12 protein-coding genes are annotated in these 13,863 nt (G+C 64.8%); 7 read left to right on the top strand and 5 right to left on the bottom strand.

The window, feature by feature from the left end; translation table 11 throughout:
• The first annotated feature begins 138 nt into the window (after positions 1-138).
• Positions 139-1,362, top strand: coding sequence for an HD-GYP domain-containing protein (locus tag EWM63_RS26130; RefSeq protein WP_130189144.1), 1,224 nt, complete (start codon positions 139-141; stop codon positions 1,360-1,362).
• 44 nt (positions 1,363-1,406) lie between these two features.
• On the opposite strand, the gene EWM63_RS26125 is transcribed toward EWM63_RS26130, so the two are convergent.
• The 3 genes from EWM63_RS26125 to uraH form a co-directional block, all read right to left on the bottom strand.
• Entirely contained in the window at positions 1,407-2,909 is a 1,503-nt protein-coding gene (locus EWM63_RS26125) for a nucleobase:cation symporter-2 family protein (protein ID WP_130189143.1), read from the bottom strand.
• A 153-nt stretch (positions 2,910-3,062) separates the two neighbouring features.
• Positions 3,063-4,301, bottom strand: coding sequence for a urate hydroxylase PuuD (locus tag EWM63_RS26120; protein WP_130189142.1), 1,239 nt, complete (start codon positions 4,299-4,301; stop codon positions 3,063-3,065).
• Positions 4,302-4,498: 197 nt separating this feature from the next.
• Positions 4,499-4,855, bottom strand: coding sequence for a hydroxyisourate hydrolase (uraH, locus tag EWM63_RS26115; protein WP_130189141.1), 357 nt, complete (start codon positions 4,853-4,855; stop codon positions 4,499-4,501).
• A 183-nt stretch (positions 4,856-5,038) separates the two neighbouring features.
• On the opposite strand from uraH, the gene EWM63_RS26110 reads away from it, so the two are divergent.
• The 5 genes from EWM63_RS26110 (at position 5,039) to EWM63_RS26090 (ending at position 10,659) form a co-directional block, all read left to right on the top strand.
• Positions 5,039-5,764, top strand: a complete 726-nt coding sequence (locus EWM63_RS26110; protein WP_130189140.1) for a GntR family transcriptional regulator — start codon at positions 5,039-5,041, stop codon at positions 5,762-5,764.
• Between the two features lie 13 nt (positions 5,765-5,777).
• On the top strand, positions 5,778-6,722 hold the full coding sequence (gene puuE, locus EWM63_RS26105; protein ID WP_130189139.1) for an allantoinase PuuE: 945 nt from the start codon (positions 5,778-5,780) through the stop codon (positions 6,720-6,722).
• Between the two features lies 1 nt (position 6,723).
• On the top strand, positions 6,724-8,526 hold the full coding sequence (gene uraD, locus EWM63_RS26100) for a 2-oxo-4-hydroxy-4-carboxy-5-ureidoimidazoline decarboxylase (RefSeq protein WP_229487510.1): 1,803 nt from the start codon (positions 6,724-6,726) through the stop codon (positions 8,524-8,526).
• Positions 8,523-9,755 carry an ArgE/DapE family deacylase gene (locus EWM63_RS26095; RefSeq protein WP_130189138.1) on the top strand — a complete coding sequence of 411 codons (1,233 nt, stop codon included), beginning with the start codon at positions 8,523-8,525 and terminating at the stop codon, positions 9,753-9,755. Before uraD ends, EWM63_RS26095 begins: the two co-directional genes overlap by 4 nt.
• Before the next feature lie 298 nt (positions 9,756-10,053).
• On the top strand, positions 10,054-10,659 hold the full coding sequence (locus tag EWM63_RS26090; protein ID WP_130189137.1) for a glycine zipper 2TM domain-containing protein: 606 nt from the start codon (positions 10,054-10,056) through the stop codon (positions 10,657-10,659).
• 335 nt (positions 10,660-10,994) lie between these two features.
• Here EWM63_RS26090 and EWM63_RS26085 read toward each other — a convergent pair whose 3' ends face one another.
• Positions 10,995-11,453 (bottom strand): hypothetical protein, encoded by a 459-nt coding sequence (locus EWM63_RS26085; RefSeq protein WP_130189136.1) that lies wholly within the window; start codon positions 11,451-11,453, stop codon positions 10,995-10,997.
• Between the two features lie 64 nt (positions 11,454-11,517).
• Positions 11,518-13,062, bottom strand: a complete 1,545-nt coding sequence (pdxR, locus tag EWM63_RS26080) for a MocR-like pyridoxine biosynthesis transcription factor PdxR (protein WP_130189135.1) — start codon at positions 13,060-13,062, stop codon at positions 11,518-11,520.
• A gap of 107 nt (positions 13,063-13,169) precedes the next feature.
• On the opposite strand from pdxR, the gene EWM63_RS26075 reads away from it, so the two are divergent.
• Entirely contained in the window at positions 13,170-13,790 is a 621-nt protein-coding gene (locus tag EWM63_RS26075; RefSeq protein ID WP_130189134.1) for an FMN-binding negative transcriptional regulator, read from the top strand.
• Positions 13,791-13,863: the final 73 nt, after the last annotated feature.

Genomic DNA, 13,863 nt, shown 5'->3' with positions numbered 1-13,863 from the left:
GCCCCACCCAGCGCCAGTCACGCCACCGGAGAGGCCTCGCATCCGCCTTCCATCATTTCTGGAATGTGACATGCAGCCCTCCCTTGCCCTTACGCCTCCACACGCTCGTGCCCGGCCGACGGAACCCATGGTGCCGTCGTGCTGAAGCAGATTTCCATCGACCAGGCCCGGATCGGCATGTACGTGCACAAGGCGGGTGGCTCCTGGCTGGATTCGCCCCTCTGGCAAACCTCGTTCCTGGTCGACTCCCGAGAATCGCTGCGCAAGATCCGCTCCGCCGGCATCACCACGCTGTGGATCGATACCGCCCGGGGCGCCGACGTACAAGCCGCACCGCCAGCCGAAGCACGCGAGCCTGCGCAGCCCGTTCCGCCCGCACCCGCGGCAGCCCGCGCGCCCTTCACCTTTGCGCCGGCGGAGCACAGCTCGACGAAGGAAGAGATGCACCGGGCAGCGAAAGTCATCGTGCGCGCCAAGGGCGCCGTCATGAACCTGTTCCGCGAGGCGCGCATGGGCCGCCTCGCCGACGTCTCGGAAGCCGTGACGCTCGTTGAAAACGTGGCCGCCTCGGTGATGCGCAACCAGGGTGCGCTCATCAATCTCGTGCGCCTGAAGCAGGCCGACGATTACACCTACCTGCACTCCGTGGCGGTCTGCGCGATGATGGTTTCGCTGGCGCGCCAGATCGGCCTGCCCGACGAGGAAGTGCGCGACTGCGGGCTGGCCGGACTGCTGCACGACCTGGGCAAGGCGGCCATCCCGACCGGGATCCTCAACAAGCCCGCCAAGCTGACGGACGAGGAATTCGCGGTCGTCCGGCAGCATCCGGCCAAGGGCTTCGCCGCGCTCGCCGGCTGGCAGGACGTGCCAGACATCGCGCGGGACGTGTGCCTGCACCACCACGAACGGTTCGACGGCAAAGGCTACCCCGACCGGCTCCAGGGCGAGCAGATCTCGGTGCACGCCAGGATGGGCGCCATCTGCGATGTCTACGATGCGATCACATCGAACCGCCCCTACAAGTCGGGATGGTGCCCGGCCGAATCGCTCAAGCGCATGGCCGAATGGACGCGCGAAGGCCATTTCGACCCGGTGCTGTTTGCCGCGTTCGTGAAATGCATGGGCATCTATCCGGTGGGCACGCTGCTGCGCCTGAAATCACACCGGCTCGGCGTGGTGGTCGACAACAGCAAGTCGCTGCTGAAGCCGGTCGTGCGCGTGTTTTTCTCGGCCCGGTCGATGGCTTACATCGCGCCGGAAGAAGTGGACCTGAACATGGCGGGGTCGACTGACGGGATCGCGAGTCGCGAGGAGGCGGGGAAGTGGGGATTCGATGACATCAACCGGTACTGGATGCCGTGATGAGAATTCCGCCCGGGCCACCTGACCCGGGCGGAACGGATTGCTTACGCGTGCGACAGCTCCGCTTCGTGCGCCTCGTCCTTGGTGCCGGACCCGTTGAAGAACACGTTCAGCGCCACGGCCGCGACGGCGGTCAGCAGGATGCCCGATTCCAGCAGCGGGTGCAGGCTGTGCGCCATCTGCTGCGCCCAGTGCGGCGCCACCAGTGGAATCAGGCCGAAGCCGATCGACAGCGCCACGATGTACAGATTGAAGCGGTTGGTGCGGAAGTCGACGCGGTTGAGGATGCGGATGCCCGCTGCCGCCACCATGCCGAACATCACGAGGCCGGCGCCGCCCAGCACGAACTGGGGAATCGCCTCGACCGCCGCCGCCAGCTTCGGCAGCATGCCCAGCACGATCATGATGACGCCGCCCGCCACGCATACCCAGCGGCTCTTCACGCCCGTCACCGCCACCAGGCCCACGTTCTGCGAGAAGCTCGTGTGCGGGAAGGTGTTGAAGATGCCGCCGATCAGCGTGCCCAGGCCATCGGTGCGCAGGCCGGCGGCCAGCTTTTGCTGGTCGACCTTCGTGCCCGTCATTTCGGACAGCGCGAGGAACATGCCCGCCGATTCGATCATCACCACGATCATCACGACAGTGAGCGTGAGGATCATGACGATGTCGAACGTGGGCATGCCGAAGGCGAACGGCGTGACCAGTTCGAACCAGCTGGCGCCGGCCACCTTATCGAAGTTCATCTTGCCCATCGAATACGCGACAGCGCAGCCGGCGACGATGCCGAGCAGGACGGAAATATTGCAGAGGAAGCCCTTGGCATAGCGCACCGTGAACACGATGAACAGCAGCACGAAGGTGGCGATGCCCAGGTTGTCGAGCGCGCCGTAGTTCGGGTTGGCCACCGTCGGGATCGGGCCCGGCAGCTTGGAAGCCAGCGGCGCGGCGGAAGCGGCCGCATCGGCCTTCAGCTGGTCGACCATCGAGACCAGCGTGGGCACGTCCACGGCGCGTGCCGTGGTGTCGGGACCGCCCATCGCCCAGCCCACCCCCACGCGCATCAGCGTGATGCCGATGACGAGGATAATGGTGCCGGTAACGACAGGCGGGAAAAAGCGCAGCATCCGGCTCATTGCCGGTGCCAGCAGCAGGGCCAGCGCACCGGCCCCGATACCCGCACCGAAGATGGCCCGGGCGCCATCGACGCCCGGCAGGCCGTTGGCGATCGCCACCATCGGGCCGACTGCGGCGAAGGTGACGCCCATCATCACGGGCAGGCGGATGCCGAAATACTTCGTCATGCCGAGGGACTGGATCAGCGTCACCAGTCCGCAGCAGAACAGGTCGGCCGAGATCAGCATCGTCACCTGTTCGGGTGACAGCTGCAGGGCGCGGCCGACGATCAGCGGCACGGCGATGGCACCGGCATACATCACGAGAACGTGCTGCAGGCCGAGTGCCGTCAGGCGGCCGAGCGGCAAGCGCTCGTCGACCGGGTCGATTTCCAACCCGGGCGGCGGGGCCCGGTCCAATTGTTGTTGCTTCATGCCTTGTCTCCTGGTTGTTATATGAAACTTCAGAATGCATGTTGCAGCTGGCCGGACCCGGCACGCGCTTGCGACTCGAATCGCTTTATTGCTTTTTTTGCTTTATTGCTTTTTGCTTTGGTTGTTGGTTGAACGGCGTGGCTTCACGACGGCTTATTCCGTCTTGGCGCCATCCTCATACCATTTCTTCAGCAGATCGCGCTCGCCAGGGGTCATGTTGGTCGCATTGTTCAGCGGCATCAGCTTCGCCACCACGGCCTGCTGGTACAGGGCCTGCGCATGGCGCTTGATTTCGCCGGTGGAATCGAGGCGGATGCCCTTGCTTTGCATCGTCGCCGAGTGGCACATCACGCAACGCTGGTCGACCACGGTCTTGACCTTGGCGAACGGGCTTTGCTCGACCGCTGCGGTGGCGCCATCGGTGGCGACAGGCGCGGCGGCTTCGACCGGCGCTTCGGCTTGCGGTGCGGGCACCAGCCAGATGATCAGTGCGACCATGGCGGCGGTACCACCGAACGCGTGTTCCCAAGGAACGCGCTTGCCATGCACCAGGGCCTTGTGGCGGGCCACGAAGCTGTGGCGGATCAGGGCGCCCGTCATCATCATCAGGACCAGCACGATCCAGTTATGCTCGCCCGAGTACAGGAAGCCGTAGTGGTTCGACAGCATGGCGAACAGCACCGGCAGCGTGAAGTAGGTGTTGTGCACCGAACGCTGCTTGGCGCGCCAGCCGTAGATCGGGTCGACCGGCTCGCCGGCCTTCAGCTGCTTCACGACCTTGCGCTGGCCAGGAATGATCCAGAAGAACACGTTGGCGCTCATCGCGGTTGCCATCATCGCGCCCACCAGCAGGAACGCTGCACGGCCGGCGAACAGCTGGCAGGCCAGCCACGAGGCGAAGACCACGAAGCCGAACACGATCAGGCCCACCTTCATGTCACCGTTCTTGGTGCGGCCGAGGGAACGGCAGATGGTGTCGTAGATCAGCCAGAACACGACCAGGAAGGCCAGTGCACCGATGACGGCGCTCTGTGCAGGCCAGTCGTAGACCGACTTGTCGACCATGAACGTGCCGGCATTGAACAGGTACAGCACCGTGAACAGGCCGAAACCGGACAGCCAGGTGGCGTAGCTCTCCCAGTAGAACCAGTGCAGGTGGTCCGGCATGGACTTCGGAGCGACGAGGTATTTCTGCGGGTGGTAGAAACCACCGCCGTGGACGGCCCACAATTCGCCGTCAACGCCCTTGGCGACGAGATCCGGCGCGGTGGGCTTCTCGAGACTGTTGTCGAGGAAAACAAAGTAAAACGATGCGCCAATCCAGGCAATCGCGGTAATGACGTGGGTCCAACGCAACAGCAGGTTGACCCAGTCCATCAAGTACATATCCATAGAGCCTCAAACAAGCAGAGAAGCACGGTGTGATCACCGTACTGTCCCCTCACCACAGCGGGCTCTGTGTGGGGCAAATCATCGCATCCATCGGCAACGCTTGGGGCGGTACCGGTGTGCTCCGCGGCGACACTAATAACTGTATACGATCCAGTCTAAGCTGGATATACGGCGTCTAACTAATTACGGTTTGTGGCTCAGGAACCACGATACGTCGAATACGACCACGGGCTGACCAGCAGGGGCACGTGGTAGTGGCCGGCGGCGTCGGCGATGCCGAAGTCGAGCGGCACCTCGTCCAGGAAGGCCGGTTCCGGCAGGCGCACGTCGCGTCCGCGGAAGTATTCGGCCACCGAGAACACGAGGCGATAGCGGCCAACCGCCATCGTTTCGGCATTGAGCAGCGGACCGCCGTCGTTACGACCGTCGGCGTTCAGCACGAGGCTCTTGATCGTGGTGACGGTGTCGCCATCGATGCGCTGCAGCTGCACACGCATGCCGGCTGCGGGGCAGCCGTTCATCGTGTCCAGTACGTGGGTACTTAAATGTCCCATGGGGCTCCTTTTCTCGAGTAGGGCCGGCAGGATTGCCGGTGTTGGTTGGAATGCACCGGATTGTACTCGCTGGCGACAGCTGGTACGCACAGATTGCATACACTTTTTGCTTTTCTTTTTTTGAAAAGTGTATACACTCTGTTTCCGATGTCAACCAGTTTATGTTCCGATCACCCGATATTCATGGCCAGATCCCCTACCCAACTGAAGATCGTTCCCGCCACGCTGGCACCGGATGCGCACGCGCCGGCGGCGGGCGCCACCCAGCGCATTGTCGATTCGATCACCGCCGCGATCGCCGAACGCCGGCTGATGCCGGGCACCAAGCTGTCGGAACAGAAGATCGGCGACATCTTCGAGGTGTCGCGCACCGTGGTCCGGCAGGCGTTCAACCAGTTGAGCCGCGACCGGCTCGTGGTGCTGGAACCGGCCCGCGGCGCGTTCGTCGCCACGCCCTCCGCCGAGGAAGCACGCGACGTGTTCGAGATGCGCAGCATCCTCGAGACGGCCGTCACCAAGCGGCTGTGCGCCACCATCACCGAAGAGCAGATCCGCCAGCTGCGCGAGCACCTCGCGCTGGAAAGCGCGGCGGTCAACGATGCGGCCGTGCCGGGGCGCACGCGCCTGCTGGCCGACTTCCACCTCGTGGTGGCCCGCATGCTGGGCAACGAAGTGCTGACGCAGATGCTGAGCGAACTGCTCACCCGTTCCTCGCTGATCGCGCTGATGCACCAGTCGTCGCATTCGGCCGGCGAGTCGCACAGCGAACACGTGGCGATCGTCGATGCGTTCGAGCGGCGCGACGTGAAGGCGGCGGTGCGGCTGGTCGGCAAGCACCTCATCAATGTGCAACACAACCTGAACCTGGATCCACAGCAGGTGGACCTGGCTGAAATCCTCAACCGATAGAAGAAAAGCAACCATGAATCCACTCTATCCTCGCGACCTGAAAGGATACGGCCGCGACCGGCCGCAGGCGAACTGGCCGGGCGGCGCGCGCGTCGCCGTGCAGTTCGTGCTGAACTATGAAGAAGGCGGTGAAAACTCCGTGCTGCATGGCGATGCCGGCAGCGAGCAGTTCCTGTCCGAGATGTTCAATCCGGCCGCCTTCCCCGCCCGCCACCTGTCGATGGAAGGCATCTACGAATACGGCTCGCGCGTGGGCGTGTGGCGCATCCTGAAGGAATTCGAGAAGCGCGGCCTGCCGCTGACGATCTTCGGCGTGGGCATGGCGCTGGAGCGCTGCCCGGAAGTGACGGCCGCCTTCGTGGAACTGGGCCATGAGATCGCGTGCCACGGCTGGCGCTGGATCAACTACCAGAACGTGGACGAAGCCATCGAGCGCGAGCACATGGCGCGCGGCATGGAAGCGATCCGCAAACTGACGGGCGAGCGCCCGCTCGGCTGGTACACCGGCCGCGACAGCCCGAACACGCGCCGCCTGGTGGCCGACTACGGCGGCTTCGAGTACGACAGCGATTACTACGGCGACGACCTGCCCTTCTGGCTCAACGTGCGCAAGACCGACGGCACGCAGGCGCCGCAGCTGGTGGTGCCGTACACGCTGGACTGCAATGACATGCGCTTTGCCCTGCCCCAGGGCTATTCGCATGGCGATCCATTCTTCCAGTACCTGAAGGATGCGTTCGACGTGCACTACGAGGAAGGCGCCGAGACGCCGACGATGATGAGCATCGGCATGCACTGCCGCCTGCTGGGCCGCCCCGGCCGCATGCGGTCGCTGCAGCGCTTCCTCGACTATATCGGCCAGCATGACCAGGTTTGGGTCGCCCGCCGCATCGATATCGCGCGCCACTGGAAAGAGGCGCATCCATTCAACCCCGACACCGCATTCGCGTGGGAATAATATGCACACCCCAATGCTGACCCTGGAACAACTGAACAACGCTACGCAGGCCGAATTCACGGCCATGCTCGATGGCGTCTATGAACATTCGCCGTGGATCGCCGAGCAGACGTGGCACGCCCGGCCTTTCAGCAGCCTCGCGCAACTGAAGCGCTCGCTGATCGAAACGCTGCGCGAGTCGCCGCAGGAAGCCCGCCTCGGCCTGATCAAGGCCCACCCGGAGCTGGCCGGCAAGGCGATGGTCACGAAATCGCTGACCGCCGAATCGACGAACGAGCAAAGCAAGGCCGGCCTGACCGATTGCACGCCCGAGGAATTCGAACGCATCCAGAAACTGAACGCGGACTACAACGCCAAGTTCGGCTTCCCGTTCATCCTGGCCGTGCGCGGGCCGCGTGGCCTGGGCATGAACCGCTACGAGATCATGGCCACGTTCTCGCGCCGCCTGGGCAACCCGGTGGAATTCGAGTTCGACGAAGCGCTGCGCAACATCCACCGCATCGCCGAGATCCGCCTGAACGACAAGTTCGGCACCGAGCCCACGCTGGGCAACCTGGTGTGGGACTGGCACGAACAGCTGGCCTGCCACAGCGAACCGGGCTACGCCGAGCGCGGCGAACTGTGCGTGACGTACCTGACGGACGCGCACCGCGCCTGTGCCCGCGAACTGGCCGACCGCATGCGCAACGAGTGCGGCTTCGATGAAGTGACGATCGATGCCGTCGGCAACGTGGTCGGCGTCTACCATGGCGGCAACGAGCAGGGCGCGGACCCGCAGGCCAAGCGCCTGATGACCGGTTCCCACTACGACACGGTGCGCAACGGCGGCAAGTACGACGGCCGCCTGGGCATCCTGGTGCCGATGGCGTGCGTGCGCGAACTGCACCTGGCCGGCCGCCGCCTGCCCTACGGTATCGAAGTCATCGGCTTCGCCGAAGAGGAAGGCCAGCGCTACAAGGCCACGTTCCTCGGTTCGGGCGCGCTGACCGGCGAATTCAACAAGGGCTGGCTCGACCAGGTCGATGCGAACGGCGTGCCGATGCGCGCCGCCATGGCCAACGCGGACCTCGACATTTCCACCATCGACGCGCTCAAGCGCGACGTGTCGCGCTACCTCGGCTTCATCGAAACGCACATCGAGCAGGGCCCGGTGCTGAACGCCCTCGACCTGCCGCTGGGCATCGTCACGTCGATCAACGGCAGCGTGCGCTACGTGGGCCAGATCACGGGCATGGCCAGCCATGCCGGCACCACGCCGATGACGATGCGCCGCGATGCCGCGGCCGCCGCGGCCGAACTGGTGCTGTACGCGGAAAAGCGCGGCGGTGCCGTGGAAGACCTGGTGGCGACCGTGGGCATGCTGGAAGTGCCGAACGGTTCGATCAACGTGGTGCCTGGCCGCTGCCGCTTCAGCCTCGACGTGCGCGCCACGACGAACGACGTGCGCGATGCCGCCGCTGAAGACATCCGCAACGAACTGAAGGCCATCTGCGAACGCCGCGGCCTGCAGTACACGCTGGAAGAAACGATGCAGGCCGATGCCGCGCCGTGCGCGCCGGAATGGCGCCTGCGCTGGGAAAGCGCCGTCGAAGCGCTGGGCCTCCCGGTCTTCCGTATGCCGAGTGGCGCGGGCCACGACGCGATGATGCTGCACCGTGTGATGCCGCAGGCGATGCTGTTCCTGCGCGGCCTGAATGCCGGCATCAGCCACAACCCGCTGGAATCGGTTACCAACGACGATACGGAACTGTGCGTGCGCGCATTCCAGAACCTTCTCAATCAACTTGCTTCGGACCTGACATGACGACTACTTCCTCCTACGAATCCCTCGACGCGTGGATCGACGCGCATTTTGACGAGCAGGTGCGCTTCCTGCAGGCGCTGGTGCAGGTGCCGACCGACACGCCACCGGGCAACAATGCGCCGCACGCCGAGCGCACCGCCGAACTGCTGAAGGAATTCGGCTTCGAGGCCGAACAGCACGCCGTGCCGGCCGAGCGCACCCGCGAAGCGGGCCTGGAAACGGTCACGAACCTGGTCGTGCGCCGCAAGTACGGCGAAGGCCGCACCGTGGGCCTGAACGCCCACGGCGACGTGGTGCCGCCGGGCGAAGGCTGGACGCAGAACCCGTACGGCGGCGACGTCGTCGACGGCAAGCTGTATGGCCGCGCCGCCGCCGTGTCGAAGTGCGACTTCTCCACGTTCACGTTCGCCACCCGCGCGCTGGAATCGCTGGGCAAGCCGCTGAAGGGCGGCGTTGAACTGTACTTCACGTACGACGAGGAATTCGGCGGCGAACTGGGCCCGGGCTTCCTGCTCGAGAACAAGCTGGTGAAACCGGACGTGCTGATCGCCGCCGGCTTCAGCTACCAGGTCGTGACCGCGCACAACGGCTGCCTGCAGATGGAAGTCACGGTGCACGGCAAGTCCGGCCACGCGGCCGTGCCGGAAACCGGCGTCGACGCGCTGCAAGCGGCCACGAAAGTGCTGACCGCGCTGTACGACCAGAACCGCCAGTACAAGGAAGTGCGTTCCAACGTCAAGGGCATCAACCACCCTTACGTGAACATCGGCCTGATCGAAGGCGGCACGAACACGAACGTGGTGCCGGGCAAGGTCGTCATGAAGGTCGACCGCCGCATGATCCCGGAAGAAAATCCGGCCGAAGTGGAAGCCAAGCTGCACCGCGTGATGAAGGAAGCCGTGGCTGACTGCCCGGGCGTGACGATCGAGATCCGCCAGATGCTGCTGTCCAAGGCACTGCAGCCGCTGCCGGGCAACGCCCCGCTGGTGGACGCCCTGTCGCGCCACGCCACCTCCGTGTTCGGCGAAGAGATCGGCGCCGCCGGCACCCCGCTGTACACGGACGCCCGCCTGTTCGGCGAAGCCGGCATCCCTGCCGTGCTGTACGGCGCCGGCCCGCGCACCGTGTCGGAATCGAACGCCAAGCGCGGCGACGAGCACATCGTGCTGGAAGACCTGCGCCGCGCAACCAAGGTGGTTGCTCGCTCGCTGTTCGACCTGCTGGACTGATCACCGGCGCGGCTGGATGATGGGAAGCCCGTCCTCCTGAGAGGGCGGGCTTTTTTGTTGGCTGGTGCGGCGCATCGGCCTGCTGGTCCACGCGCTAACGGTAGATCATCTATCAGCACGCGGGAAGAGACGCCGCCCCACTGCTCCGCCCTTGCCTCCAGCCTTCCGGCGCAGGACCCTAATATGCTGCGCTCGATTACAAGTGGTAACGTGTGATACAGGTCAACGTGTATCCACTACGTGCCTCAACCATTAATCTACTTCTGCCGGCCAATGAATGGCCAAAGGGAGAAAAATTATGGAACAAGTCGCTACCGCAAGCCGTATCCACCCACTGTTCGCTGCCGCCGCCGTATCGGTGGTTGCCGTAAGCGCCGCCGGTGTCGCCGCCCTGACCGGCATACTGCCATCGAGCAAAGCAGAACCGGCTGCGCTCACCACACCGGCGAGCGTGACGGCACCGCAAACCCTTGGTGCACGCCAGGCGCTCGAAGCGCAGCAACTGGCCGCAGCACAGTTGAGCGCGCAGCCGCTCTCGCCGCAGACGTTGCAGCCGACCACGGGTGTGTTGCAACCGGCAGCGGCCGTGCGCCAGGCCGCCGAGCAGGCCCAACCAGAAAAAGTGATCGTGCGGGAAATCGTCTACCGTGACCGTGAGCCCGCGCCCCGGAAAGCCGTGCGCAAGGAACCAGCGCGCACCTATGCGGCCCGCCATGAGCAGCCGGCCCCCGCGCCGGTGGTGCAGGAGTCCAAGCCGAACTATGTGGCCATTGGCACCGGCGCCGTGGTCGGCGGCCTGATCGGTAATCAGATTGGCGACGGCAATGGCAAGAAACTGGCCACCGTGGCCGGCATTCTCGGCGGCGGCTATGTCGGCAACGAGATTGCCAACCGCGCCAAGTAAGCCGCTGAAGTCTTGGCTGCAACGTGACATTGGCACTGCCTGGCGCGACGCCAGGCAGTGCATGTTTGGCGGCCAGATTTTCAGTTCAGCTTTACGATCGCCGGCATAGCGGGCCAGCACCAGCCTCGACATAGCAGCGTCGGCAAGCCTGTGGCCAGATCGGAGTATTCCCTACAGATGAGCGCCCGGTTCTCCGTGAATTGATGGGAGTTGTTGGACTACTTTCCACCGTTCGGTCTCGACAATTCGCCGGCAAGCTCTGGATCAGTCGCGTTGCCCCTTCAGTAAGCCGGATTACCGTCGCCTGATCGACCGCTTCGACCTCGGGCCTGCATTCATGTTTCGTGGCTGGCGATACTGTCAAGCGCCCGAATTTCTTCGACCCTCGGCTCTGTACGCCAAAGCGCATCCACTAGAGAGAAAACCTCGCCTGCAAGCGGCGTCCCGACAACGTCCGCACGCTCCAGTGCGCGATCACAAAGACTGCGATCGTCTGCTCTTCGTCCTTTCCCACTGGTCACCATGAACGATCCTCCACCGGGACGGGGGCGATACAGCAATGACACCAGCACGCGATCAGAAGGGCTTGTTCCATCCCCCCAGGGCCCGAGGACAAGATCGAAGTTCGCCATATGCTCTGGACTATTAACCGTCCACTGTACAAAGTAGACAGCCCTGGCGCCGGACGAATCCGCCAGGTCGCCCCAGATGGTCTTGGACTGCCTGCCGCAGCAATCACAGTGACCGGTCGACTCATTCCAGAAATTGGCCTGGACGTCAGCATCTTGATTCATACATATCCCTTATTGAAACTCTCAGGCGCAGTCGCCGCTCGTCAATCAATCAGTCAGCGACAATTTACCGTAATCGGTGCGACGCTTCTGCCCGTGCGGCCTTGACACTGCCAACAAGTCCCACTCGCCCATCGGCGCCCATGAACCCGGCCAGCACATCGCGCAGCCGTCGTACAGCTTCCCTCAACGCGTCAGCCGTAAAACCGCCAAAGCCGATCATCAGCGCGGAAAGCCGCAATTTGTCCGAGCACATGGGCGACAGCGCGCGCAACGCGATGCCAGCCTCGCGGGCATCCGACGCGACGGCAACGTCGTCCACCCCTGCCGGCAGCCAGGCGACGATGTGCATGCCCTGGTCGGCCGGTTCGATCCGCAAGGCCGGCAGCTCCGCACGCAGCGCGTCCATCAGCACTTGCCGCCGTTCCGCGTAGATGCCGCGGATGCGCCGGATATGCGTGTCAAAGTACCCTTCTTTCAGGTAGGCCGCCACCACGTGCTGCTCCATCGTCGGCGAGCCGCGGCCAATGAGGCCCCTGGCGCCGACGAATGCCTTCACGAGGTGTTGCGGCGCCACGATGTAGCCGAGGCGCAGCGACGGGGCCATCACCTTGCTGAATGTGCCCAGATAGATCACCCGGTCGCCGTCCAGCCCCTGCATCGCCGGGAATGGCTGCCCTGCGTAACGCAGCTCGCTGTCGTAATCGTCTTCCACGATCCAGCCGCCGTGGCGGCGCGCCCACTCGACAAGCGCCAGCCGCCGCGGCATGGAAAGCGGCATGCCCATCGGGTACTGGTGCGATGGCGTCACGAACACGGCCCTGGCATCGGGGCAGGCCGCGATCCCCGCCGCGATGTCCATGCCCTGCCCGTCCACGGCGATCCGGTGCACGCGGGCGCCACGGTCTTCCAGCACGGCCGTGAGGACCGGATAGGCGGGGTCTTCGGCCCACGCCGCGTCACCGGGCGCCAGCAGCACTTTCGCGGCAAGATACAGACCCTGCTGGGTGCCCTCGGTGATGACGATCCGTTCCGGCGTGGTGTTCACCGCGCGCGAGCGCCGCAGGTAATCGGCGATGGCTTCGCGCAGGGCCGGCAGCCCCTGCGGGTCCGGGTAGCCGGTGGGCGCGGCCGCCTGCGACGCGCGAACGCGGTTGCCCACACGGCGCCAATGGTCATCCATCGCCACGTCGCCGTGCGGGACAGACACGGAAAACGGCACCTGCGGCAATGGCACGAGGCCTTCCGCAAGCGCAGTGTAACGGGCCACGGATGGGGGCAGCGATGGCTCCGGCCCGGTTGGTGTACCGCCCGGGAGACGCGCGGTGCCCGCCAATCCCTGCAGGCCGCTGGCGACGCGCGTGCCGGAGCCGCCCTGCGCCTGCAGCCAGCCTTCCGCGATCAACTGGTCGTAAGCTTCGGTCACCGTGCCCCGGGACAGGCCGAGCGATCCGGCAAGGGCGCGCGTCGAGGGCAAGCGCTCACCGGCATGCAGCTCGTTCCGCGCGATGGCGCCGCGCAGCGCGTCCGCGACCTGCAGCCCCACGCTGCCGCGCCGCCGGTCGATCGCGCCCAGCGCAGGTATTTCAATCACGAGCTCGCGCCGTGCCATAAAGTGCCCTTGCAGCCCAAAGCGGACCAGTTATCTTTCAGCTATCTGGCTCTGAATGATAGTCCAGTTTTACGGGAAAATGGCCACATCACCTGAAAGGAGTCACGATGCACTGCCCTGCCCCCTTCCGCGAAGACCGCCTGGACGTCCTCCATGACCTGATCCGCGCCCGCCCGCTGGCCACGCTCATCACCGTTGGCACCGACGGCCTGATGGCGAACCTCGTGCCCTTCTCGCTGCATGAAGGCGGCGAACATGGCATCCTGCGCGCCCACCTGGGGCGCAATCACGGTCAGCTCGATGCGCTGCGCAACGGCGCGGAAGCCCTGGTCGTCTTCCATGGTCCGGAAGCCTATGTCACGCCATCCTGGTATGCGTCGAAGGCCGAACATGGCAAGGTGGTGCCGACCTGGAACTTCGTCATGGTGCAGGCACGCGGTCGGCCGCGCGTCATCGAGGATGCGGACTGGATTCACGCGCAACTGGCGCAACTGACCGCCAGCCATGAGGATAAGCGCGAGCATCCGTGGACGATGGCCGATGCGCCGGACGGCTTCGTGGCCGCCCTGTTGTCGGGTCTGGCCGGCATCGAGATACCCATCGACGCAATCGAAGGAAAATGGAAGGCCAGCCAGAACCGGTCGCCGGCCGACCGCGCGGGCGTCGCCGCCGGCTTGCGGGCCGAGGGTTCGTGCGCCGCGATGGCCGACCTGGTTGCCGGCAAGTGAGCGGGTTCCGGGCTTTGATTCTCTCGTCGATAAGCGGCTGGCAAACGCCGAGGTAATGTTATTTCAAATCAAA

Origin of the sequence: Pseudoduganella lutea (genome assembly GCF_004209755.1) — a bacterium.
Lineage (GTDB): Bacteria > Pseudomonadota > Gammaproteobacteria > Burkholderiales > Burkholderiaceae_D > Rugamonas > Rugamonas lutea.
Note: the sequence above shows the minus strand (reverse complement) of the source record. Positions and strands in the feature narration are given on the sequence as shown.

Coding starts and splice junctions, on each gene's coding strand:
- EWM63_RS26125 (WP_130189143.1), bottom strand. CDS start 2,909: ATGAAGCAACAACAATTGGACCGGGCCCCGCCGCCCGGGTTGGAAATC.
- uraD (WP_229487510.1), top strand. CDS start 6,724: ATGCACACCCCAATGCTGACCCTGGAACAACTGAACAACGCTACGCAG.
- uraH (WP_130189141.1), bottom strand. CDS start 4,855: ATGGGACATTTAAGTACCCACGTACTGGACACGATGAACGGCTGCCCC.
- EWM63_RS26110 (WP_130189140.1), top strand. CDS start 5,039: ATGGCCAGATCCCCTACCCAACTGAAGATCGTTCCCGCCACGCTGGCA.
- EWM63_RS26090 (WP_130189137.1), top strand. CDS start 10,054: ATGGAACAAGTCGCTACCGCAAGCCGTATCCACCCACTGTTCGCTGCC.
- puuE (WP_130189139.1), top strand. CDS start 5,778: ATGAATCCACTCTATCCTCGCGACCTGAAAGGATACGGCCGCGACCGG.
- EWM63_RS26095 (WP_130189138.1), top strand. CDS start 8,523: ATGACGACTACTTCCTCCTACGAATCCCTCGACGCGTGGATCGACGCG.
- EWM63_RS26120 (WP_130189142.1), bottom strand. CDS start 4,301: ATGGATATGTACTTGATGGACTGGGTCAACCTGCTGTTGCGTTGGACC.
- EWM63_RS26085 (WP_130189136.1), bottom strand. CDS start 11,453: ATGAATCAAGATGCTGACGTCCAGGCCAATTTCTGGAATGAGTCGACC.
- pdxR (WP_130189135.1), bottom strand. CDS start 13,062: ATGGCACGGCGCGAGCTCGTGATTGAAATACCTGCGCTGGGCGCGATC.
- EWM63_RS26075 (WP_130189134.1), top strand. CDS start 13,170: ATGCACTGCCCTGCCCCCTTCCGCGAAGACCGCCTGGACGTCCTCCAT.